Below are 22,877 nucleotides of genomic sequence, written 5' to 3' on the forward strand. Positions count from 1 at the left end.
GCTGGGCGCGTTCAGAGGCCGGTTTTGGCGAGATCGTCGACGGTCTTCTCGTTCAGGTCCACGAGTTGATCGACGATCAGGTTGTGGCCGTCCGGATGCACGACGCCCAGTCCCGGAATATTCGTGCCGTCCTTCACCGGCTGGCCCTTCGCGACCATCGTGCCGAGCGTCACGAACACTTCGCCCGCCTGCTCCGGATTCCACATGTAGCCGCCGGTCAGCACGCCGTCGTGAACCAGACGCCGGCCCTGTCCCGGCGAAAACGGCCCGAGCACCAGCACCTTGCCCTTCATCTGCTTTTCCTGCACCGCGCGCGCCGCGCCGATCGGGCCCTGGCTGCCGAACGCAAGAATCGCCTTCAGGTTGGGATGCGCGCGCATCAGGTCGAGCGCCGTCTTGCGCGACGCATCGACGTCTTCCGCCACGCCGTAACGATCGCCCACCAGCGTCATGCCCGGATAGTTCGCCTTGATGTAGGCGTTCGCCGCATCGGCCCAGGCGTTGTGCAGCGGCACCGTGAGCGAGCCGACGAACACCGCGTATTCACCCTTGCCGCCGAGCGCCTCGCCGAGACGCTTCGCGTAGGCCTCGCCGAAGCCCTTCACGGACGCCAGCTCGAAGTCCCAGTCGGCGTTCTGCTGTTTCGGCGATTCATGCGTGATGACCTTGATGCCCGCCGCGCGCGCCCGTTGCAGCACCGGTTCGAGCACTTCGGCATCGTTCGGCACGACGCCGATCACATCCACCTTCTGCGCGATCAGGTCTTCGATGGCCCGCACCTGGAGCGCGGGATCGGCGCTGGTCGGCCCGATCATGAAGGCCTTGACGCCGAGTTGCGCGGCGCGCTTCTTGATGCCCGCGTCCATTGCGTTGAACCACGGAATCCCGCCGATCTTCACCACCACGCCGATCACCGGCTGATCCGGCGACGCCGAGGCCGGAACGGCCGCCAGCATCAGCGCAACCGAGGCCACGCCTGCACACCATGCGCGAAACAGTTTCATGGACTTGTCTCCTGCGGAGGACTTCCGCCGCATGTCAGGCGGACGCCCGGTCGGGTTGGTCGGAACTCCGCTTGCTGTCTTGCCGCGCCGCCTGCTGAAGTTTTTTGCTAAATCCATTCAGCAATTCGGGCTGAGGTATGCTGAATCTATTCAGCAAGGCGGTCGACTCGGAGAAACCCTAAAGAATCCGAATTCCGCTTTGGCAGTACCGTCCGGACAAGCACGCGCCTGGAGTCAGCCCGATGGCCAGTCACAAGCCCGCAAGAAAATCGACGATCTACGACATCGCCCGCGCCACGGGTTCATCCACGTCGACGGTCAGCATGGTGCTGAATGGCACGTGGACGCGTTATCGCATCAAGGAGGAAACCGCGCAGCGCGTGCTCGAAAGCGCGCGCAAGCTCGGCTACAACGTCAACCTGAAGGCGCGCGGTCTGAGGCTGTCGCGCTCGGGGCTGGCGGGCATGGTGCTGCCGCACTATCGCAACCGCTTTTTCGCGGGGCTCGCGCAGACGTTTGAAGATCAGGCGCGCAATCGCGGCCTGTGTCCGATCGTGGTCGGCACGCAGCGCGATCCGGCCGTGGAGATCAGCGTCACCGAAACCCTGCTCGCCCAACGGGTGGAACTGCTGTTCATCGCGGGGGTGCGCAATCCTGCGCCGCTGAACGAGCGCTGCGCGGCGGCGGGCGTGCCGTCGATCAACCTCGACCTGCCGGGCGACGGCGCGCCGTCCGTCGTGTCGGACAATCGCGGCGGGGCGCGCGCGATCACCGACGTGCTGCTCGACAAGCTGCTCGCGCAAGGCAAGTCGCCGCATGAACTGGTGCTGCTCGGCGGCATTCCCGGCGAATATGCCACCGACTCACGCATCGCCGGCTTCCGCGATGCCTTCGCCGCGCGCGGCATCGAGCCCGCGGCGGATGCCGTCGATTCCTGCGGCTACAACGCCGCCGCCGCGCGCCGCGCGCTGGCTGCGCGCCAGGCGGCGCTGGGCCGGCTGCCGGCGGGATTGCTGATGAATTCGATCACCGCGTTCGAAGGGCTGGTCCAGTTCACCTCGACACTACCGGCCGAGGCGTGGCGTTCGCTGGTGGTCGGCTGCTTCGACTGGGATCCGTTCGCGGCACACCTTTCCTTCGACGTGACGATGCTGCGTCAGGACGTGGAAGCGATCATCGCGGAGGCGTTCGCGCTGACGGATGCCTACGACCCCGCCGGCCGCTCCGTCGTGGTCGTGCCCACGCGTTTCGGGGCGATCTTCGAAGAAGCCGAACAGACCCGCGAGTTCGATCGCTAGCAGCGGCGCTCACGCACCGAGCGCGGCTTCCTGCCCCGGCATCGTGTCGTCCGGCACGGCCAGCGCCAGGCGGCCGATCGCGCCGCGGTCCACCTTGCCCTGCTCGGTGAGCGGCACGCGCGGCGCCGTCATCAGGTGCACCGCCTCCGCAACCTGCCGGCCGCAGTTCAGTTCGATCACCCGCCGGCACAGCGCGAGATTCAGCGACAGGCCGGGCCACGGCATCACGAGGACATTCCATACCTTGCTGGAAGCGGGATAGTCATTCGACACCGCCACGGCGTAGCGCACCTGATGCAACGCGCACAGCGAGGCCTCGATCTGCGCGGGTCCGAACGGCACGCTGCCCATCTCGATGACCTCCGTCGCGCGGCCGAGCACATGCAGGAAACCCTGCGCGTCGATCATGCCGACGTCGCCGGTCATGCACCAGCCGCCGCAGAACTTGAGCGCCGAATCGACCGGCTGGTTGCGATAGCCCTGCGCCACCGAAGCCGACCTCACTTCGATGCGGCCGCTTTCGCCCGGCGCGGCCAGCAAGCCGTCGGCACGGCGCAGGCGCAGGTCGACGCCGTTGCGCACGCGCCCCGAGCTTTCCAGCGCGGCGGGATTCGCGAGATAGTCGGACGGCGTCAGCACGCTCACGAGACCGGCCTCGCTCGCGCCGTACATGTGCGTGAGCACCGGCCCGAAGCGGGCGAGCGCGCGCCGCAGCAGGACGGCCGGCGCCGAACCGCCGATATGCACGATCGAGCGCAGCGAGGACAGGTCGCGGGTGCGCGCGTCCGGATGATCCATCGTCTCGAACAGTTGCGGTTCGACCAGCAGCAGGTCGGTGATGCGTTCGGCTTCGATGGTCGCGAGCGTGTCGGCGGCATCGAAGCCGGGGCGCAGCACCACTGTGCCGCCGCGCGTCAGCGTCTGATCGACGAGCACTTGCGACAGGTAGGCCAGCGCGCCGTTGACCAGCTGGCGGCGCTGCGGAGCAGGCGTGGCGCCGACCATCGCCGAATACGCGGCGAAGCTGCGCAGGCTGGCTTTCGGCACGCCGGTCGAGCCGCCCGATGAGGCCACCATCGCGAGATCGCAGGGACGCGCGCGGCTCGGCAGCGGCGCGGCGGACTGCAAGGCCGCGCGAAAGTCGAGGCGCATGGACGCCAGTCCCGTGCCGACATGCACGACCCGCACGCCGACCTCTTCCGGCACGAGATGCGCGGTCTCCGCGAACGCGACCAGCAATGCGGGGCGGATGCGTTTCAGCAACGCGGCCCGATCATTGACCGAGGCGGCCGCGGGCAGGAACATCGAGGCCGCGCCGAGCAGGTTGGCCGCGTAGTGGATCGCGAGCGCGTCGGGGCAGTTCGGCGCGAACAGCGCGACCAGCGAACCGCGGCCGATGCCGAAGGTTTCGAGCGCGCGCGCGTGACGGAAGATCGACGCACGCAGCGCGCGGCCGTCGATGTCGGTATCGCGATAGCGCAGCACCGGCTGGCCGGCATGCTGCAGCAACTGGTCGAGCAGGATCTCGACGTAGGAGCGGAAGGCCGCTTGATTTTGATGGTCCATGACGGTGTCTCCCTCGACGATCAATGGACGCAGTCTGCGCGGGCAAAATGAGTTGGGAATGAGCAGGCTTGGGGTGTGTAAAACCTGGCGCCGTTCCCGGCGTAGTTACCCGCCCGCCACCTCGTCCCCATTCGCCCGCAGCCAGTCGACGAAATCGCGCATGTGAACCGGCTTGTCCGCATCCAGCGGCACCAGCGCGTGATACGTCGCGCCGTTCGACGTCAGTTCCGGAAACGGCATGCACACGCGGCCGGACGCGCAATCGGCGTCGAGCGTCGGCAGCGGGCCGATGCCAAAACCCAGCCCGTCCACCACCGCCTGCAGCGTCACGAAAAAGTGATCGAAACGCAGCATGCGATGCGCGCGCAACGCGGCATGGCCCGCAGCTTCGAGCCACGCCTCCCAGTCGCCCGGACGCGTCTCGCTGGTCAGCCAGGTCGCGGCGGCCAGCTCTTCGACCCGGCTCAGACCCGTGCGCTCCAGCAGCGCCGGGCTCGCGATCACCGTCATGCGCTCCCGGAACAGCGGCCAGCTCTGGAACTGGCCGCCCGGCGGCACATAGCGGCGTATCGCCAGATCGAAACTGCCGCGCAACGCGGGTTCGGTGGACATCGCGGTGGACACGCGCACGTCCACGTCCGGATGACGCTCGGCGAAACGCGGCAGCCGCGGAATCAGCCAGCGCATCGCCACGGTCGCCGACGCACTCACCCGGATCACCTTCACGCGATGATCGCGGCCATAGCGCTCGGCGGCATCGGCGATATGGTCGAACGCCGCGCTGATTTCCCGCGCGAACGCCCGCGCATGCGGCGACGCCGCCATGCTCTGCCCTTCACGCGCGAACAACGGCTGGCCGAGCCACTCCTCGAGAATCGCAATGTGCCGGCTGACCGCGCCGTGCGTCAGGTTGAGCTCGCGCGCCGCCGCCGAATAACTGCCCGCGCGCGCGGCGACTTCGAACACGCGCAACGCGTTGAGAGGAGGAAGCTTGGATCGCATGTGTGATTTTTTCTGACAGGTATCGCGTCTTTATTTCGATTGTGTGAGCGAAACGCTCATCTTACGCTGGGAACCGACTCAACCAGACAAGGTGCGCTCATGTCCTCCCCGATCATCGTCAACTCCCGTTCCTATCAGATGCCTGCGGCGCCGACCATCGTGGTGTGCGTCGACGGCTGCGAGCAGGAATACATCAACCAGGCCATCCTCGCGGGCGCGGCGCCGTTCCTCGCGCGGCTCGCCGACACCGGCACCGTGCTGACCGGCGACTGCGTGCTGCCGTCGTTCACCAACCCGAACAACCTGTCGATCGTCACCGGCGCGCCGCCCTCGGTGCACGGCATCTGCGGCAATTTCTTCTTCGACGAGGAAACCCGCACCGAAGTGCTGATGAACGATCCGAAGTACCTGCGCGCGCCGACCCTGCTCGCGGAGATGGCGCGCGCGGGACAGCGCGTGGCCGTCGTCACGGCGAAGGACAAGCTGCGCGCGCTGCTGGGGCATGGCCTGCACGGCATCTGTTTCTCGGCGGAAAAGGCCGATCAGCTCGATATCGAGGTGCACGGCGTGACCGGCATGATCGAGCGGACCGGCATGGCCTTGCCATCGGTGTACAGCGCGGAGCTGTCGGAATTCGTGTTCGCGGCCGGGCTGTCGCTGCTCCAGCATGAGCGCCCGGATCTCATGTATCTCTCCACCACCGATTACGTGCAGCACAAGCACGCGCCCGGCACGCCGGAGGCCAACGCCTTCTACGCGATGATGGACCGCTATTTCGCGCAGTATCACGACGCCGGCGCGGTGCTCGCGATCACTGCCGATCACGGCATGAACGCGAAGACCGATGCGCTCGGCCGCCCGCGCATCATCTTCCTGCAGGACCGGCTCGATGCCCGCTTCGGCGCCGACGCCGCCCGCGTGATCCTGCCGATCACCGATCCGTACGTGGTGCATCACGGCGCGCTGGGTTCGTACGCGACCGTGTATCTCGGCGAGCGCGCGCCGCAGCGCGACGTGACGGAGTTTCTTGCCGGTCTCGCGGGCGTCAGTGCGGTGCTCACGCGCGCGCAAGCCTGCGAGCGGTTCGAATTGCCGCCGGACCGTATCGGCGATCTGGTCGTGCTTGGCGAACGGCTGACCGTGCTCGGCAACGCCGCCCACAAGCACGATCTCTCGGGTCTTACCGTGCCGCTGCGCTCGCACGGCGGGGCATCGGAGCAGCAGGTGCCGCTGCTCTTCAACCGCAGGCTGAGCGGTATCGACGCAAGCCGCCGGCTGCGCAACTTCGACGCCTTCGACCTCGCCCTCAACCACCTCGCCTGATTGCAGCCCTAAAAACAGCCCCGACGAGCGCGACACAGAATCGCGCCAACCAGGAGACACCATGCCCTCTGATACGCCCGACGTTCTGGATTACCAACTATCGCGCCACGAAACGACCCGTGCGCAATATCGCTGGCGCGCGCTGATCGGCGTGACCTTCTGCTATCTGTTCTATTACACCGGGCGGCAGACGCTCGGCTTCGCGGTCGCCGGCATCCAGCACGATTTCGGGCTGTCGAAATACGAGCTCGGCTGGATCAGCGCGACCATGCTGTGGTGCTATGCGGGCGGCCAGTTCATCAACGGCAATCTCGGCGACAAGCTCGGCGGCAAGACCATGATGATCGCGGGCGCGGTGCTGTCGCTCGCGGCGAACTGGCTGTTCAGCTTCGGCCACGGCTTCGTGTTCTTCCTGCTTGCGTGGGGCCTGAACGGCTTCTTCCAGTCGATGGGTTTCGCCCCCGGCAGCCGCCTGCTCTCGAACTGGTGGGATGACCGCCATCGCGGCTTCGTGTACGGCGTGTACGTGGGCTTCTCGGGGTTCTCGTCGGTGCTCGCGTACATCCTGCCGGTGCTGATCCTCGGCACGCTGCATCTCGGCTGGGTGTGGATCTTTCGGCTCGCGCCGCTCTCGATGCTGCTCGGCGCGCTCGTGCTGCTTGTCTTCGTCGCGGAGCGTCCTGAGGACAAGCACTTGCCTGCTGCCGCATCCTCCACTTCACCCGCCTCTCCCGGCGACGACCTGAGCAGCGCGCAACGCTATCGGCTCGTGCTCGGCAACTGGAAGCTGTACATCACGGGACTGGCGATCGGTCTGCAGAACGCGGCGCGCTATGCGCTCGTCGTGTGGGTGCCGGTGCACTTCCTCGGCATGGACTGGAAAACCTCGTCCTCGCTGATCGATCCCAAGTGGATCACCATCGCGTTGCCGGTCGGCATGGCGCTCGGCTCGCTGTCGAACAGCTGGATCTCCGACGTGCTGTTCCAGGGCAAGCGCTACGTGGCGATCGTCTGGTACATGGTGCTCGCCTGCGCCACCGCCATCGGCATGATGTTCGTGCCGCACGGCAGTCTGCTCGGCGTGGCGCTGCTGTTCCTGTGCGGCTTCTTCGTGTTCGGACCGGCCTCGTCGTTCTGGGCGTTGTGCCCGGACATCTTCGGACGGCGCGCGGCGGGCACCGCGACCGGCGTGCTCAATACGATGTCGTATGCGTTCGCGGGCATCGGCGAGCCGGCCATCGGTCACGTCATCGATGCGACCGGTCACACGACCATCATCTTTCCGATTGTTGCAGGCCTGTGCGCGGGCAGCGCGCTCATGTCGATGCTGATCCGGCGCTGAGCCCGACGGCTCATCGGGACAGCTCAACGGGACGGCTCAAGAACGCCCTCCCGTTGCCGATATAGGGGCTCATGTCCATCGTCCCGACCCGACTGTATTCCTCCCCCAGCGCTCCGGCCTCCGCTCACTGGCTGAACCTGAAGCGCCTGCGGGTCTATTGCCTCGCGACGCTGGTCCTGCTGGCGATCGTCGCGGCCCGCACGGCGCGCTATTCGTGGGGCCTGTACGGCCATCCGAACGGCTTCGACTTCACGACCTTCTGGGCCGCCTCGCGCCTGTGGCTCGAAGGCCGGCCGCTCGATGCGTATTCGATCGACGCGCTGACCGAAGCCGCACGACACATCTCGCCGCGCTTTCCGCGGGTCGGACCGTTCTTCTACCCGCCGAATTTCCTGTTGCTGCTCAAGCCGCTCGCGCGGCTGCCGAGCCCGGTGTCGTATGCGATCTTCGCGCTGCTCACAGCCGGCCTGCTCGTGACGCTGTTGCGCCGCGTCCTGCCGATGCGCGAAGCCCTGCTGCCCATCCTCGCCTTTCCCGGCCTCTGGCTGACCATGGCGCAAGGCCAGAACGCCTGCCTCACGGCGGCGCTCGCGCTGGCTGCGTTCATGAACCTGCAGAAGCGGCCCGTGGTGGCGGGCATCTGTATCGGCCTGTTGTCGATCAAGCCGCATCTCGCCATTCTGTTTCCGCTCGCGCTGGCCTGCGCCGGCATGTGGACCGCCTTCGGCGCGGCGGCCGTCACGGTGGTGCTGTTCACCGGCATCGCACTCGCGGTGTTCGGGCTCGGCGCGATCCCGCCGTTCCTGCACGGCATGACGCTCGCCAGTCAGGCCATTGCGCACGGCACGCTGCCGTGGTCCCAGACGGCCAGCCTGTTCGCGACGCTGCGGCTCGCGCACGTGCCGGTCACGGCGGCCTATGTGGCCCAGAGCTGCCAGGCGCTCGCCGCGACGCTCGCGGTGATCTGGGTGTGGCGCCGTTCGGGCGATCTCGCCGTGCGCGCCACGGCGCTGGTCGCCGCCACCTGCATGATCAGCCCGTACATCTTCAACTACGACACCACCTGGCTTGCCGTGCCGGTCGTCCTGTACGCGAGGAAAGGCCTGCGCGACGGCTGGCTGCCGTGGGAGCGCGAGGCATTGTGTATCGCGTGGACGTATCCCGTGCTGGGCGACCTGTGCGGCGTCACGCTGCACGCCGGGATCGGGCCGCTCGTGTTCGCGGCGCTGCTCGCGCTGGCGGTGCGCCGCGCGCGGCATGAAGCAGGCGTGATGCCGGGCGCCCTGCACGCAAGCGTGGAACCACAGCCGCAGGGTTAACGAGAACATCGCCGATTGCGATGCCCCCGCTGCCGAAGCAGCACTTTTCGCGCGCCGCCGCCCCGTCTAGATTGGCCAGCAATGAGATGGAGGCGCGCGCGAAGTGATACGAGCCTGCGTCATCCAGAAAAACGACTGGAGACAATCATGGCCATTTCGGAAAGCGCACCGCTACACGAAACCCTTCATGCCACGCCTTCTCAGGCCGTGGCTGCGGACACCGAGCCGCCCGGCCCCGGCGGCCTGATTTCAGCGCGGCTCGACCGCCTGCCCGCGACCCGCGCCGTCTGGAAGCTGATCCTGCTGCTGAGTCTCGGCTTCTTCTTCGAACTCTACGACCTGCTGTTCACCGGCTATATCGCGCCGGGGCTGGTGAAGAGCGGCCTGCTCACGCCGACCACGCCCGGCCTGTTCGGCACCTCGGGCGTCGCGAGCTTCATTGCGGCGCTGTTCTGCGGGCTGTTCATCGGCACGGCGGCGTGCGGCTTTCTCGCCGACCGCTTCGGCCGCCGCGCGATCTTCACGTATTCCATGCTCTGGTACGTCGCCGCCAATACGGTCATGGCCTTCCAGGACAGCGCCGGCGGTCTCAACTTCTGGCGCTTTGTCTCGGGACTCGGCATCGGCGTCGAGCTGGTCACGATCGGCACTTATCTCTCCGAGCTCGCGCCCAAGCATCTGCGCGGCCGCGCCTTCGCGGTGTGTCAGGCGGTGGGCTTTTCGGCGGTGCCGGTCGTCGCGTTCTGCTCCTGGCTGCTCGTGCCGCGCGCACCGTTCGGGCTCGACGGCTGGCGCTGGGTCGCGCTGCTGGGCGGCGTGAGCGCGCTGTTCGTCTGGTATTTCCGGCGCAACCTGTCGGAGAGCCCGCGCTGGCTCGCGAGCAAGGGCCGCATCGACGAGGCCGATGCCGTGCTGAAGACCCTCGAAGCCACCGTGGCGCGGCAGCACGGCGCTGCGTTGCCGCCGCCGGGCGCGCCCGAGCCGGTCGCGCGCAAGGCGGGTTTCGCGGACATGTGGAAAGCGCCGTATCGCCGGCGCACGGCCATGCTGATCCTGTTCCACATCTTCCAGACAGTGGGCTTCTATGGCTTCGCCAACTGGGTGCCGACGCTGCTCGTCAAGCAGGGCATCACGGTCACGTCGAGCCTGCTGTACACCACCCTCATCGGACTCGCGGCGCCGCTCGGGCCGCTGCTCGGCTATCTGATCGCTGACCGCTTCGAGCGCAAGCATGTCATCGTCGCGATGGCGGCGCTCAACATCGTGAGCGGGCTGTTGTTCAGCCAGACGTCGTCGGCGCCGTTCATCGTCGTGCTCGGCGTCTTGCTGACGCTGGCGGGCAACATCATCTCGTTCACGTATCACGCCTATCAGCAGGAGCTCTATCCGACCGCCATCCGCGCGCGCGCCGTGGGCTTCGTGTATTCATGGAGCCGGCTGTCGGCGGTGTTCAGTTCGTTCGTGATCGCGTTCACGCTGAAGGAGTTCGGCGTCACGGGCGTATTCGTGTTCATCGCAGGCGCGATGACGCTCGTGATGCTCGCCATCGGGCTGATGGGACCGCGCACGCTCGGGAAGTCGCTGGAGAGCATTTCGCATTGAAGCGACGCGCTGACGCGAGGTATTCGTCTCGTGCGATCTGATGCGCTACTATCTGCGCTGGTATCCACCGTTGCGAGATCGACTGCCCATGAGCGACTCGAATCAACAGCGCATCCAGTTCGCCTGCAATATTTGCGGGACTGCCAATGAGGTCGAAAAATCGCGCCTCACGCGAGAAGAGCCCAGTTGCTCGTCGTGCGGGTCGACCGTGCGGATGCGCTCGATCGTTCAGGTGCTCACGACCGAACTCTTCGGCAAGAGCCTGACCATCGACGAGATATGGCCGCCGCGCCCGGACATCGTCGGCATCGGGATGAGCTGCTGGGACGTGTATGTGAACCGGCTCATGCACAAGCTGCGGTACACGAATACCTTCTACCATCAGGAGCCGTTCCTCGACATCACGAAGATCGATACGTCGATGGAAGGAACGCTCGATTTCATCGTATCGACAGACGTCTTCGAACACGTCGCCCCGCCTGTGTCGAGGGCTTTTGAAAATGCCCGCCGCCTGCTGAAGCAAAACGGCGTGTTCGTCATGTCGGTGCCGTTCGGCTTGGGCGACGCCTCGCAACCTGAAACCATCGAATGGTTTCCCAATCTGCACGAGTGGCATCTGGAAAATCCGGATGGCGACAAGTGGGTGCTCCACAACACCACCATCGACGGCAAGCACGAGGTCTTCGACGATCTGTGTTTTCACGGCGGGCCCGGCAGCACGCTCGAGATGCGGCGCTTCGTACGGCACGATCTCATCAGGCAATTGACCAACGCCGGCTTCAACCACATCACGTTCTACAGCAAGTCACACTTCGCGCATGGCATCCATTGGCCGCACGAGTGGTCGGTGCCGCTCGCAGCGCGCGTGAAGAAGCGGCGGCGGTCCTTGCTGGACTGGCGCGCAGCCCCGCCTGTGGTTCGTGAAGCCTGAGGTGCGCTGATGTGCGGCACCGTCCCGCGGGACCGCGCCGCATCCGTCTTCACTTCAGCCCGTTACGCGCCTTGTAGTCGAGCGTATAGGCCAGCTTGCCCGGCTTCGATGCGCTGAGCGGCTTCAGCAGATCGCCGAATTCGCCCTTGGTGTACTTCTTCCCGGCATTGATCGCGTCGAGCCGGCCCAGATCCTTGCCGGTCTTGCCGTCGATGACGGGATCCGTCGTCGCGACCATCTTCAGCGAAGCATTCCACACCGCGTTGAGATAGCCGATATCGGCGGTCGCGGGATCCGGATCGGTCGCGCCGAGCGTGGTCAGCGTGTAGCCGGTCAGCGGGAAGTTCGCGCGCAGCCAGTCAGCCCAGTAGAACTCGAGGAAATCGGTGGACGGCGTCGGCTTGCTATAGCCGATGTCGCGCGTGAAATACACCAGCGAGCGGTACACGTCGTTCTGCATGCCCTGCTTCAGGCCGAGGCCGGTGGGCAGTTGCGCCGCCGTGATGGGCGCGCCGTTGGCGTCCTTGAGGCGCGTGTAGCCGCGGTTCTGCATCTCCGACCAGAACGTCGTGCCCGAGTACGCGCTCAGGTTGTCCTTCACGATGACATGCACATGCAGCGTCGGACCGCCGTCGGGGACTTCGTAGTAGGTCGAGAGACCATGATGGCCGTCGGTCAGATACAGCGAGTCGCCGTTCGGGCCGATCACGACCGGATTGAGGACGGTCGTGTCGCGCTGGGCCGTGTCGGTGGTCGTGCAGGTGAAGCTGGTGGAATCGGTCAGCTTCGAGCTGGCCGACGAACCATTCGTCGCGAGGCTGTCGAGACCTTCGTCGGCGCAGAAGTCATCGAACTTCTTGGTCGGATCGGCTTCGTAGCGGCCGAGCTTGTAGTAGATCTGGTCGTAGCCGAGCGCGGCCTGTGTCGGATGCAGTTCGCCGAGCGTGACGTCGAGCATCTGGCCCGCGCTCGCGGCGGCCCATTGGCCGGCTTGCGGTGGCGTCGAGACTTCAGGGGACGATGCCGATCCAGGCGCGGAAGCCTCGGCGGTTACGGACGCTTCCGTCGGCGCGGAAGCCTCGACGGGCGACGACGCGCTCGCGGGCGTCGAAGCGCTGGCCGGCGCGGAGGCCGTATCGGTAGCGGCGGCCCCGTTGGCGGTCGGCGTCGTCGAGTTGCCGCCGCAAGCGGCAAGCGCAATCAGCAGTGGCAGTGTGGTGCTCAGGGCGATCTTGTTATACACAGGTTGATCCCGTACGGAGATAGTGAGCAGGCTTGTCAAAAACCCGCGAGCTTGCCGTAGGGATATGAAAGACGTGTGAAAGCAGCCGGATTGTTGCCCGATTTGTGTGGCCGATCCGGCAAAACGAAGCCCGATAAGCCCAAGGGGCATCCGGCGCAGGCACGCGGATCATGATAAGGTACGCCTCGTTCCCGAATCTCGATTCTTTCGGGAAACACGTTCTCGGGGCGGGGTGCGATTCCCCACCGGCGGTAATCGTTTCCTGTTGCAGGAGACGTAGCCCGCGAGCGCTCACCGGTTGTCTTGCCTGTCCAATCCCGTTGGACCCGGCGCACCGGCGAGGTCAGCAGACCCGGTTGGATTCCGGGGCCGACGGTATAGTCCGGATGAAAGAGAACAGGACGGCTCGCGCCGCCCTTCGTCACGCTGCGCGCGTGCGGGGGCTAACGGCTGTCCTTCGCCCTGTTCACACCAAACAGGCTGAAGTCCATGAACATGAATCACACCATCGAAGCACAGGCTGTCTCTTCCGCAGGTTCCAACCGTCCCCGCGTGGCCTTCGTCCAGGCATGCTGGCATCGCGACATCGTCGATCAATGCAAGACCGCGTTCGTCGAGGCCATGCTCACGAAGGGCTATGCGCGTGAAGACATCGATCTTTATGAAGTGGCGGGCGCCTTCGAAATCCCGCTGCACGCCAAGCATCTCGCGCAAAGCGGACGCTATGCGGGCATCGTCGCGGCGGGACTCGTGGTCGACGGCGGCATCTACCGTCACGAGTTCGTCGCGCATGCGGTCATCGACGGCCTGATGCGCGTCCAGCTCGATACCGGCACGCCGGTGTTCTCCGCGGTCCTGACGCCGCATCACTTCCATCACGGCGAAGAGCACGTCCGCTTCTTCAGCGAGCATTTCCTCGTGAAGGGCGCCGAGGCCGCGCATGCCTGCGCCGACACCATCGCCAAACTGAGCGCGCTGCCGGTCTGAGCATTGCGCTCCTGCCGCCGGTTGGCATGCTCAGGACATGAACATGCCGCCGTCGACGTTGACGGTCTGGCCGGTGATGTACGCGGCGTCTTCCGAAGCAAGGAAGGTCACGAGTCCGGCCACGTCCGCGCCGTTGCCCGCGCGCTTCATCGGAATGTTGGCGACCCATTCCGCCATCAGCTCGCCGGGCTTGTAGTCGCCGAGCAGCTTGCCCCAGGCTTCGTCGTTGTACGACCACATGTCGGTGGTGATGATGCCCGGGCAGAACGCGTTCACGGTGATGCCGGTGGGCGCCAGTTCCTTCGCGAGACTTTGCGTGATGCCGAGCACGCCGAACTTGCTGGCTGCATAGTGCGGCGTGTACACGAAGCCCTGGCGCGCCTGCCCCGACGCCGTATTGATGAGCCTGCCGGTCTTGCCCGCCCGCAGCATGCGCGTCGCCGCTTCCTGGCAGCACAGGAACACGCCCTTGGTGTTCACGGCCATGACCTTGTCCCACTCGCCTTCGGTCAGTTCCGGCAGCTTCGCGATGGTGATGACGCCCGCATTCTGCACCGACACGTCCACCTCGCCGAACGTCGCCGCCACCTCTTCGTAGAGCGCCACGACCTGCTGCTTGTCCGTCACGTCCATCTCGACGGCCAGCGCCTCGAAGTTTGCTTCGCGCAAGTGCGCGGCCGCATCGTGCACGCTTTTCTCGTTCGCGGTCACGCAGACCCTGGCGCCTTCCCGCGCGAACCGCTCCGCGATGGCGAGTCCGATGCCGCGACTGCCGCCCGTCACGACCACGACCTTGCCTTCGAACCGCTTGGCTTGATAAGTCACGTTCCTTACTCCCAGGTTTTCAAAGTCGATTGATCCAGCGCAGCCATTGCGCATGATTGTCCGCGGCCGCCGCGACGCCGCTTCCCGGCTCGACGCGCCGCGCCACCACGCGCTTGGCCTGATACGCATCCAGCGATTCCGCCAGTCCCGCCTGACATCCCGCCAGCGCCGCCGCGCCCGCCGCCGAGATCTCGCTGACGGCGAGCGTGCTGACGGGCCGGTCCAGCGTGTCGGACAGGTATTGCAACAGGAAGGGCCGCTGCGTCAGCCCGCCGTCGAGATACAGTTCGGCGAGCGGCACATCGGCGGCCTGTTCCATGACCGTGATGACATCCTTGATCTGATACACGATGGATTCATACGCCGCGCGCGCCACGTGCTGCCACGACGTCGAGAAATTCAGCCCGACGATCTGCGCGCCGCCCGGATACTTCCAGTGCGGGCAGCCGATGCCCGAGAACGCCGGAATCAGGAACACGCCGCCGTTGTCGTAGTCGGTGAAGGCCTGCTCGGCGTGGGCAAAGTCGTCGAAGAGATGCAGCTTTTCCTTGAGGAACGCGGGCGTGGAACCCGCGCTGATGACGATGCCTTCCAGCGCGTAATCCACGCGCTCCCCGATGGCGAAGCACAGCGTGGACACGAGTCCGTGCTCCGGTTCGTGCGCCTTCGCGCCGACATTCATCATGATCGACGAGCCCGTGCCCATCGTCGCCTTGGCCACGCCCGGACGCAGGCATCCTTCGCCGACAGCGGCCGCGTGCGAGTCGCCGATCATCGCGAGAATCGGCAGCGGGCGGTCCAGCAGGCCGTCGAAGTCGGTCGAGCCGAAGTCCGAGGCCGAAGGCCGCAGTTCCGGCAGCCGCAGTCCTTCCAGCCCGAACAGCGCGACGAGTTCGCGATCCCATTCGAGCGCGCCGAGATTGAGCAGCATCGTGCGCGACGCGTTGGTGTAATCGGTGCGATAGGCCGCACCCTTCGTCAGCCGGTACAGCAGCCAGCTGTCCACCGTGCCGAAGAACGCCTCGCCCGCTGCAATACGCGCGCGGACGCGTTCATCGTTCTCGTTGAGCCAGACGAGCTTGGTGCCGGAGAAATACGGATCGATCAGCAGGCCGGTCTTCTGTGCGATCAAAGGCGCGAGCCCGTCGCCCTTCATCCGCTCGCAGATGCCGAGCGAGCGCTGGCACTGCCACGACACCGCCGGCACGATCGGCTCGCCCTGCCGGTCCCACAGCACGACCGTCTCGCGCTGGTTCGAGATGCCGATCCCGGCAATCTCGCCCTCGTAGCCGCTCAGGCACTGGCGCACGGCCTTCCGCACCGAGTCGTACAACGCGTTCGCATCCTGTTCGACGAAACCCGTGCGCGGCGTGTCGCAGGCCACCGGCGCGAAGCCGCGCGCGTGCACGTGGCCTTCGTTGTCGAAGATAAGCGCCTTGGTGCCGCTCGTGCCTTGATCGATTGCGAGAATGGTCTTCATCGTCCGGGCCTCATGCGGTGAGCGACACCATGCGCGACTGGAGACGCTGCTGCAACTGATCCACAACAACCGCGAAGATGATGACGAGGCCCTTGATGACCATCTGCCAGAAATCGCTGATGCCGCACATCACCATGCCGTCGCCGAGAATGCTGATCACGCACGCGCCCACCACCGAGCCGAACACCGTGCCGCGCCCGCCCATCAGCGCGGTGCCGCCCAGCACCACTGCCGCGATCGCGTTCAGTTCATAGGTCTGGCCGGTCAGCGGATGCGCGGTCTGCAATTGCGCCGTGATGACCAGCCCGACGATGGCCGCGCAAAAGCCCGAGAACATGTACACGAACAGCTTCACGCGATTCGTGCGGATCCCCGAGAAACGCGCGGCCTGCTCGTTGCCGCCGATCGCGTAGATGCGCCGTCCGAGCGGCGTCTTGCGGGCGATGAAGATGGTGATGGCGGCGAGCACGATCATGATCCAGACGGGCATCGAGAGGCCGAGGATCGTGCCGTTGCCGATGAACTCGAAACCCGTGTTGCCGAGCGCCGGATTGCCTTCGAGGTCGGCGAAGGTGCTGCCGTTGTTGACGAGCAGCGCCGCGCCTCGCACCACATAGAGCATGCCCAGCGTCGCGATGAAGGGCGCGACGTTGAGCATGGTGATGAGATAGCCGTTCACGGCGCCGATCAGCGCGCCGAGCAGACAGGCGATGAGCGCGACGCCCCATGGATTGAAGAACACCACGTGATGCCCGATCTTCACGCCTTCGAGCAGCAGATAGCCCGCCGCCATGCCGCTGATGCCGACGATCGACCCGACCGACAGATCGATCCCGCCGGTGAGGATCACGAGCGTCATGCCGATGGAAAGAATCGCGACCACGGTGACGTGCTTCGCCATGATGAGCAGGTTGCCGGTGGAGAGGAAACTTTCCGTGGCCAGCGAGAACACGATGATGATCGCGAACAGTGCGATGAAGATGCGCAGCTTGAGCAGGTTCACCGCGATGCGCGCCGCGGCGTAGGCGCCCTGGCGATTGTGCTTCGCGTGGACCGGCGTCACCGGCGGATTGCTGCTGTTGGGTGTATTCATGGTTCGGATCTCGTTCCTTTCACACTACGGCGGTCGCGGGCGTCGAGGCGCGCACGATGCGCTCGCTGTCGAACTGCCCGCGCTCCAGCACGGCGGTCAGCCGGCCGCTCGCCATGACGAACACGCGGTTCGACACCGCCATGGCCTCGTCCAGCTCGGAGGTCGCATAGATCACGGCAATGCCGGATTGCGCGAGCAGACTGATGGTCTTGTAGACGTCTTCCTTCGCACCCACGTCGATGCCGCGCGTCGGTTCGTCCATCAGTAGCACCTTCGGCTTTGTCAGCAACGCCTTCCCGATCACGACCTTCTGCATGTTGCCGCCCGAGAGCGACGTGATCGGCGCATCGACCGAAGCGGCCTTGATGGCGAGCTTCTTCACGATGTCGCCCGCCGCCTCTACCTGCCGGTCGCGCGTCAGCGCACCGACGAAGCGCCGCGTGAATTTGCCGAGGCTCGACAGCGTCATGTTTTCGAGGATCGTCATCAGCTGCACCATGCCCTGCTTCTGACGGTCTTCCGGCACCAGCGCAATGCCCGCTTCGATGCGCTTCGGAATCGGCATGTCCTCGATGGCCTTGCCCGCCAGTTCGATCTCGCCGAGTGCAAGCGGATTGGCGCCCAGCAGCGACTCCAGCAGTTCGGTGCGGCCCGCGCCCATCAGCCCGTAGATGCCGACCACCTCGCCCGCCTTCACCGAGAACGACACGTGATCCACCGCGTAGATGCCGTTCGAACGCTTGAGCGCGAGGTCCTTCACCTTGAGCACTTCCGCACCGATGCTGTGCTGCTCGAAGGCGAAGCGCTTCTTCGAGGAGCCGACCATCGCTTCGATGATCCACGGAATGTCGATGTTGGCGATCTCGTCCTCGGCCACGAGCCGGCCATTGCGCAGCACCGTGATGCAGTCGCCGATGGCCATGATCTCTTCCAGCCGGTGCGAGATGTAGATGACCGTGACGCCTTCTTCCTTCAGCTGGCCGATGATCTTGAAGAGAATCTCCACTTCCGTCTTCGACAGCGCGGAAGTCGGCTCGTCCATGATGAGCACCTTGATGTGCTTGGACAGCGCCTTGGCGATCTCGATCAGCTGCTGCTGGCCCACGTAGAGATCGCCCAGCCGCGTGCGCGGATCGATGGCGATATGCAGGCGGTCGAGCAGCACCTTCGCCTGATGATTCTCCCGCTTCGACACGATCACGCCCGAACTCGTGATCTCGTTACCCGCGAAGACGTTCTCGGCCACCGTCATGTCGGGAAAGAGATTCAGCTCCTGGAAAATGATGCCGATGCCGTGCTTCTCGGCGCTGCGCACGTCGCTGATCTGCGCGAGCTGTTCGTCGATCCAGATCTCGCCCGAAGTGGGCGTCTCCGCGCCGGCCAGCAGCTTCATCAGCGTGGACTTGCCCGCGCCGTTCTCGCCAATCAGCACGTTGACCTTGCCGCGCCGCACCTTGTAATCGACGTCGATCAGCGCGGCCGTGCCCGGATACTGCTTCGAGAGACCGCGCGTCTCGATCACGTTCACCGGGTTCAGGGTTCGGGGTTCGCTCATTTCCAGACCACCGGAATCGCGCGGATCTCGCCCGCAGGCTCGCTCCAGCTGCTGTAGACGGCGGCGGCGTCGACGCTGTCGCCGGCCTTGAGCTTCAACGACTGCTGCACGCGCGCCACGACCAGCTTGTTCAGCTCCTGGCCGAACGCGGCGAAGCGGGTCTGGTCGTCGAAGTCGCTGTACTTGACGCCGGGAAAACCGTCGCGCACGCCGGTGCCGACCACCACCGGTCCCATCTCCAGCACCACGTTCACCGGCTCGCCGCCGCCCGCCGGCGCCACTTCGACATACGCCTTGCCGACGCGCGAAGTCGAATCGATGCGCGTCACCTTGCCCTGCACGCGCAGCCAGAAATTGCACGGAAACGCATTGCTCTGACGGAAGCCGAACTGCTTGCAGGCATCGTCGAAATTCTGGTTCAGCGCGCCGATCACCTGCGCCGCCGGCTTGGCGTTCTTGTCGGCGTAGGGAATGAGCTGGTCGCTCAGCATCTTCGCGGCGTCCGGACCCTTGTGCTGGCCCTGACTGCGGATTTGCGCCAGCTCGGTATCGGTCACGACGTGACACGCGGCGAGGCTCAGCACGCACAGCGTCAGCAGCGCGCGCCAGCCGGTGGAAACGGGATGAACCATGACGACCTCACTTGACAAGCCCTGGCAGTGGGCCGCGCCCGCTGCCGTTCGCGCACCTTACTTCGTGTAGTAGAAGTCCTTGACCTTCGATGCGTTGTCTTTCGTGATCAGGATGCCGCGCGTCAGCTGGCGCTCCGGCTCGCCGGTCTTGCCGGTGGTGATGTACTTGTCGAGCAGGTCCACGCCATGGATCGCGATGCCCTGCGCCTGCAGCATCACGGTCGCCTTCAGCTTGCCCGCGAGGACCGAATCGCGCTCGTCATTGCTGCCGTCGATACCCATCACGACGACATCCTTGTGCCCCGCCGATTCCAGCGACGCGATGGCGCCCAGCGCCACCGGCCCGTTGCCGCAGATCACGCCCTTGATGTTCGGATGCTCCTGGAGGATCGAATCCATCGCCTGCTTGCCGGGCAGCAGCGCGCCCTTGGCATCCTGGCGCGCGACCATCTTGAGATCGGGATATTGATCCAGCACCTGATGGAAGGCTTGCGAACGCGTGACGCAGTTCTTGTCGGCGAGATTGCAGGTCAGCTCGACATACTCGCCCTTCTCGCCGATTGCCTCGACGAAACGCTGCGCCACTTCGGTACCCGCTTGCAGGTTGTTGTGACTGAGCTGCGCGATGGCGATGCCGTCCTTCGGAATCTCGCGGTTGATCAGCACGACCGGCACTTTCTTGTCCGCCGCCGCGCGCACCGTGGCGACGCTTGCATTCGAATCCGCGTTGTCGAGCACGATGCCCTTCACGCCCTTGCCGATCACCAGGTTCACGAGCTCGTTCTGCTTGTTCACGTCCTCGCCGTGCGAGAGCACGATGGTGTCATAGCCGAGCTTCTTCGCCTCGGCCTCCGCGCCCTTGGCTTCGGCCGCGTAGTACGGATTGTCGAGCGCGTTGACGAGAATCGCGATGGTGCCCTTGCCCGCTGCATACGCACTGCCGGGCATCACGGCGGCGCACGATACGGCCACCGCGGCTGCGACTGCAAGCTTCTTCCACATGTTGTTGTCTCCGGTTTGGTTTGTCTTTCTGGAACAGCGTGGTCTTGCTCGGGTAACGACTCAGGCGATCGTGTAGCCTCCGTCGATCATGATGTCGGCGCCCGTGATCATGTCCGCGCCGTTGGACAGCAGGAAGAGAATCGCGGCCGCGATTTCGTCGGTGTAGGCGAAGCGTCCGACCGGAATCAGTTTCTTCATGTTCTCGCCCTTCTCGCCTTCCCAGGCGGCGGCGCCCATCGGCGTCAGCACGACCGTAGGCGACACCGTGTTCACCGTGATGCCGCGCGGCGCCCATTCCTTCGCCAGCACCTTGGTCATGCCGATCAGTCCGGCCTTCGCCGAGGTATAGGCGCAATGCTGGTCGATGGCGACCGTCGCCGCCTGCGACGCGATGTTGACGATCTTGCCGCCATGTCCGCTCGCGAGCACGATGCGCGCAAAGTGCTTCGAACACAGGAACGGTCCGGTGAGATTCACGCCGATCTGCCGCTGCCATTCGTCGAAGCTGATGTCTTCGGCGCGCGTCAGCGTGATGCAGCCCGCCGCGTTCACCAGCAGATGCAGATCGCCGAAATGGTCGCGCGCGGCGGCCATCGCCTGCTCGACTTCGGCTTCGTTGACGACGTCGCAGGCAAAGGCGCGTGCGTTCTCAGCGCCCAGTTCCGCGAGCGCGGCCTGCACGCGCGGTTCCTCGAAGCTCGGATAAAGAATCGCCACGCGCGCGCCCTTGGCGATCAGCGCGGCGTTGGTCGCCATTGCAATGCCGCCCAGGCCGCCCGTGACCACGGCCACCTTGCCGTCGAGGCGAAAGTCGAAATCGACGCCGTGGCGCAGCGACATGTCGTATTGAATGCTCATGTGCGTGTCCCCTGTTCTTATTGCGCGCACAACGCGCGCACGGCGTCGGCGATGCCCGCCGCGTCGATGCCATAGTGCTTGCGAATGCCTTGCCGCGTACCGTATTGCGCGAACTCGCCTTCGGTGATGCCGAGCGTGGTCAGCGGGCGGTTGAGGCGACGGCGCGCCATCAGCATCGCCACGGTGGCGCCAATGCCGCCGTGCAGCGAATGTTCTTCCACCGTGACGATGGCTTCGTGACGCTGCACGATCGCCGCGAGCGCGTCCTGATCGAGCGGCCGCAGCGAAGACAGGTTGACGAGCGTCGGATCGAGCACGCCATCGCGGCGCAGCGCCTCGCACGCATCGAGCGCTTCTCCGACCACCGAGCCGAGCGCAATGACCGCGACCTTCGAACCTTCGATCAGCACGTCGGGACGGCCCGGCTCGAAGCGGTACGACGCGTCGTGCACCACCGGAAATTTGGCGTTGTCGAGGCGGATATAGACCGGCCCGTCCACCGACACCGCATGATCGATCACCTGCGCCGTTTCCATCTCGTCGCACGGTGCGAAGATCTGCACGGTGCCGAAGCCGCTCATGATGGAGATATCGTCGATCGCGTGATGGGTCGAGGCCAGTGGACCGTAGGACACGCCCGCGTTGAGGCCGAGCATCTTGACGTTGGTCGCGCTGTAGCAGACGTCGTTCTTGACCTGCTCGTTGGCCCGGCCGACGAGAAACGGCGCTGCGTTTGCCGTGAAGACGATATGCCCGCCGAGCGCGAGGCCCGCGGCCATGCCGACCATGTTCTGCTCCGCGATGCCCACGTTGATCACGCGCTCCGGAAAGCGTTCGAGATAAGGACCGATCTTCGAGGTCGAGGTAGAGTCCGCCACCACGACGATGATGTCGCGTCCCGCCGAAGTCAGCCGGTCGATTGCGCTCACCGCGCCGTCACGCAAGTCCGCGTAGTCACGCATGGTCGAGCTCCTGCAACGCCTGCTTGAGTTGATCTTCGGTGGGGAACTTGTGATGCCACGCCGGCACGTTCTCCATGAAGGAGACGCCGCGTCCCTTGATAGTGTGCGCAATCACCACCTTCGGCTTGCGATTGTCGTAGTCGAGACTTTCCAATAGTTTCCAAATGGAGTCCACCTGGTTTCCATTGACGTCGTGAACCTCGAAGCCGAACGCGCGGAATTTCTCGTCGAGCGGATCGAGATCCATGATGTTGTGGGTGAAGTCCGCCAGTTGCAGGCGATTGCGGTCCACGATCACCACCAGGTTCGAGAGCTCGAAATGCGCCGCCGCCATCGCGGCTTCCCAGTTGGAGCCCTCCTCGAGTTCGCCGTCGCCGGTCAGCACGAACACCCGTCCCGTGCCGCCGCTGCGCGTGGCGTGGCGCTGCTTCGCCATCGCCAGGCCGGCGGCGATCGGGAAGCCATGGCCGAGGCCGCCGGTATTCACCGTGACCCACGAAGGCAGCTTCTGCCGCACCGGATGCCCCGGCAGGCGGCCATCGTCCTTCAGATAGGTCAGCAGTTCGCGCTCGGGCAGCCAGCCCAGTTCCGCGAAACACGCATACAGGCCGCCCACGCCATGCCCCTTGCTGAGAATGAACTCGTCGTGCCAGCGCACGCGTTGTCCTGCCTCGACCTCATAGCGCAGCACATGAAAATACAGCGCCGCCAGGATGTCCGCCTCCGACATGTCGCCGCCCGTGTGACCGCTCTTCGCGGTGGCGTTCATCACGCAGATCTTCTTGCGGATGTCCTGCGCCCGGCGGTGTAGCGCGTCGCCGGACTGCTTGAAAGGGTTTTCCATTCCTGCTCC

General features: G+C 65.4%; 20 protein-coding genes and 1 riboswitch. Of the genes, 7 read left to right on the plus strand and 13 right to left on the minus strand.

Translation table 11 applies throughout. The features are described from left to right. Positions 1–11: 11 nt before the first annotated feature. Complete coding sequence (locus tag QCE83_RS23875; protein WP_309817119.1) at positions 12–1,004, minus strand: substrate-binding domain-containing protein; 993 nt, start codon at positions 1,002–1,004, stop codon at positions 12–14. A 242-nt stretch (positions 1,005–1,246) separates the two neighbouring features. On the opposite strand from QCE83_RS23875, the gene QCE83_RS23880 reads away from it, so the two are divergent. After that, positions 1,247–2,302 (plus strand): substrate-binding domain-containing protein, encoded by a 1,056-nt coding sequence (locus tag QCE83_RS23880; protein WP_309817122.1) that lies wholly within the window; start codon positions 1,247–1,249, stop codon positions 2,300–2,302. A 9-nt stretch (positions 2,303–2,311) separates the two neighbouring features. Here the strand turns inward: QCE83_RS23880 and QCE83_RS23885 are convergent, their stop codons facing one another. Both QCE83_RS23885 and QCE83_RS23890 read right to left on the minus strand, forming a co-directional pair. Next, on the minus strand, positions 2,312–3,868 hold the full coding sequence (locus QCE83_RS23885) for an AMP-binding protein (RefSeq protein ID WP_309817125.1): 1,557 nt from the start codon (positions 3,866–3,868) through the stop codon (positions 2,312–2,314). A 105-nt stretch (positions 3,869–3,973) separates the two neighbouring features. Then, positions 3,974–4,870 (minus strand): LysR substrate-binding domain-containing protein, encoded by an 897-nt coding sequence (locus QCE83_RS23890; protein WP_309817129.1) that lies wholly within the window; start codon positions 4,868–4,870, stop codon positions 3,974–3,976. 99 nt (positions 4,871–4,969) lie between these two features. Between QCE83_RS23890 and phnA the strand changes: the two genes are divergently transcribed. The 5 genes from phnA to QCE83_RS23915 all read left to right on the plus strand — a co-directional run bounded on the left by phnA (position 4,970) and on the right by QCE83_RS23915 (position 11,387). Then, positions 4,970–6,193, plus strand: coding sequence for a phosphonoacetate hydrolase (gene phnA, locus QCE83_RS23895; RefSeq protein WP_309817132.1), 1,224 nt, complete (start codon positions 4,970–4,972; stop codon positions 6,191–6,193). A gap of 61 nt (positions 6,194–6,254) precedes the next feature. After that, positions 6,255–7,535: an MFS transporter gene (locus tag QCE83_RS23900; protein WP_309817134.1), complete on the plus strand. Its 1,281-nt coding sequence runs from the start codon at positions 6,255–6,257 to the stop codon at positions 7,533–7,535. Between the two features lie 71 nt (positions 7,536–7,606). Then, the gene (locus QCE83_RS23905) at positions 7,607–8,854 is read left to right on the plus strand and encodes a glycosyltransferase family 87 protein (RefSeq protein ID WP_309817137.1); all 1,248 of its coding nucleotides are present in this window, start codon (positions 7,607–7,609) and stop codon (positions 8,852–8,854) included. Between the two features lie 147 nt (positions 8,855–9,001). Continuing rightward, complete coding sequence (locus tag QCE83_RS23910; protein ID WP_309817146.1) at positions 9,002–10,456, plus strand: MFS transporter; 1,455 nt, start codon at positions 9,002–9,004, stop codon at positions 10,454–10,456. 40 nt (positions 10,457–10,496) lie between these two features. After that, the gene (locus QCE83_RS23915; RefSeq protein WP_309817150.1) at positions 10,497–11,387 is read left to right on the plus strand and encodes a methyltransferase domain-containing protein; all 891 of its coding nucleotides are present in this window, start codon (positions 10,497–10,499) and stop codon (positions 11,385–11,387) included. 49 nt (positions 11,388–11,436) lie between these two features. On the opposite strand, the gene QCE83_RS23920 is transcribed toward QCE83_RS23915, so the two are convergent. Beyond that, entirely contained in the window at positions 11,437–12,651 is a 1,215-nt protein-coding gene (locus tag QCE83_RS23920; protein ID WP_404985695.1) for a ParB/Srx family N-terminal domain-containing protein, read from the minus strand. Positions 12,652–12,844: 193 nt separating this feature from the next. Continuing rightward, positions 12,845–13,032: riboswitch (FMN riboswitch) on the plus strand. A gap of 87 nt (positions 13,033–13,119) precedes the next feature. Between QCE83_RS23920 and QCE83_RS23925 the strand changes: the two genes are divergently transcribed. After that, on the plus strand, positions 13,120–13,617 hold the full coding sequence (locus tag QCE83_RS23925; RefSeq protein ID WP_309817157.1) for a 6,7-dimethyl-8-ribityllumazine synthase: 498 nt from the start codon (positions 13,120–13,122) through the stop codon (positions 13,615–13,617). A 30-nt stretch (positions 13,618–13,647) separates the two neighbouring features. Here the strand turns inward: QCE83_RS23925 and QCE83_RS23930 are convergent, their stop codons facing one another. The 9 genes from QCE83_RS23930 to QCE83_RS23970 are packed head-to-tail and all read right to left on the minus strand — an operon-like array spanning position 13,648 to position 22,868. Next, the gene (locus QCE83_RS23930) at positions 13,648–14,442 is read right to left on the minus strand and encodes a glucose 1-dehydrogenase (RefSeq protein ID WP_309817161.1); all 795 of its coding nucleotides are present in this window, start codon (positions 14,440–14,442) and stop codon (positions 13,648–13,650) included. Between the two features lie 19 nt (positions 14,443–14,461). Further along, the gene (locus tag QCE83_RS23935; RefSeq protein WP_309817164.1) at positions 14,462–15,922 is read right to left on the minus strand and encodes an FGGY family carbohydrate kinase; all 1,461 of its coding nucleotides are present in this window, start codon (positions 15,920–15,922) and stop codon (positions 14,462–14,464) included. 10 nt (positions 15,923–15,932) lie between these two features. Further along, complete coding sequence (locus QCE83_RS23940; protein WP_309817168.1) at positions 15,933–17,015, minus strand: ABC transporter permease; 1,083 nt, start codon at positions 17,013–17,015, stop codon at positions 15,933–15,935. Between the two features lie 19 nt (positions 17,016–17,034). Further along, positions 17,035–18,570 carry a sugar ABC transporter ATP-binding protein gene (locus QCE83_RS23945; protein ID WP_309817171.1) on the minus strand — a complete coding sequence of 512 codons (1,536 nt, stop codon included), beginning with the start codon at positions 18,568–18,570 and terminating at the stop codon, positions 17,035–17,037. Beyond that, entirely contained in the window at positions 18,567–19,202 is a 636-nt protein-coding gene (locus QCE83_RS23950; protein ID WP_309817174.1) for a DUF2291 family protein, read from the minus strand. The genes QCE83_RS23945 and QCE83_RS23950 overlap by 4 nt, the downstream gene beginning before the upstream one ends. A 57-nt stretch (positions 19,203–19,259) precedes the next feature. Then, entirely contained in the window at positions 19,260–20,204 is a 945-nt protein-coding gene (locus QCE83_RS23955; protein WP_309817177.1) for a D-ribose ABC transporter substrate-binding protein, read from the minus strand. 60 nt (positions 20,205–20,264) lie between these two features. Then, complete coding sequence (locus tag QCE83_RS23960) at positions 20,265–21,062, minus strand: GolD/DthD family dehydrogenase (protein ID WP_309817180.1); 798 nt, start codon at positions 21,060–21,062, stop codon at positions 20,265–20,267. A 17-nt stretch (positions 21,063–21,079) separates the two neighbouring features. Next, positions 21,080–22,024 (minus strand): transketolase C-terminal domain-containing protein, encoded by a 945-nt coding sequence (locus tag QCE83_RS23965; RefSeq protein WP_309817183.1) that lies wholly within the window; start codon positions 22,022–22,024, stop codon positions 21,080–21,082. Beyond that, entirely contained in the window at positions 22,017–22,868 is an 852-nt protein-coding gene (locus tag QCE83_RS23970; RefSeq protein ID WP_309817187.1) for a transketolase, read from the minus strand. Before QCE83_RS23970 ends, QCE83_RS23965 begins: the two co-directional genes overlap by 8 nt. Between the last annotated feature and the right edge of the window lie 9 nt (positions 22,869–22,877).

The sequence above is a fragment of the Caballeronia sp. LZ034LL genome (assembly GCF_031451215.1).
Taxonomy (GTDB): Bacteria; Pseudomonadota; Gammaproteobacteria; order Burkholderiales; family Burkholderiaceae; genus Caballeronia.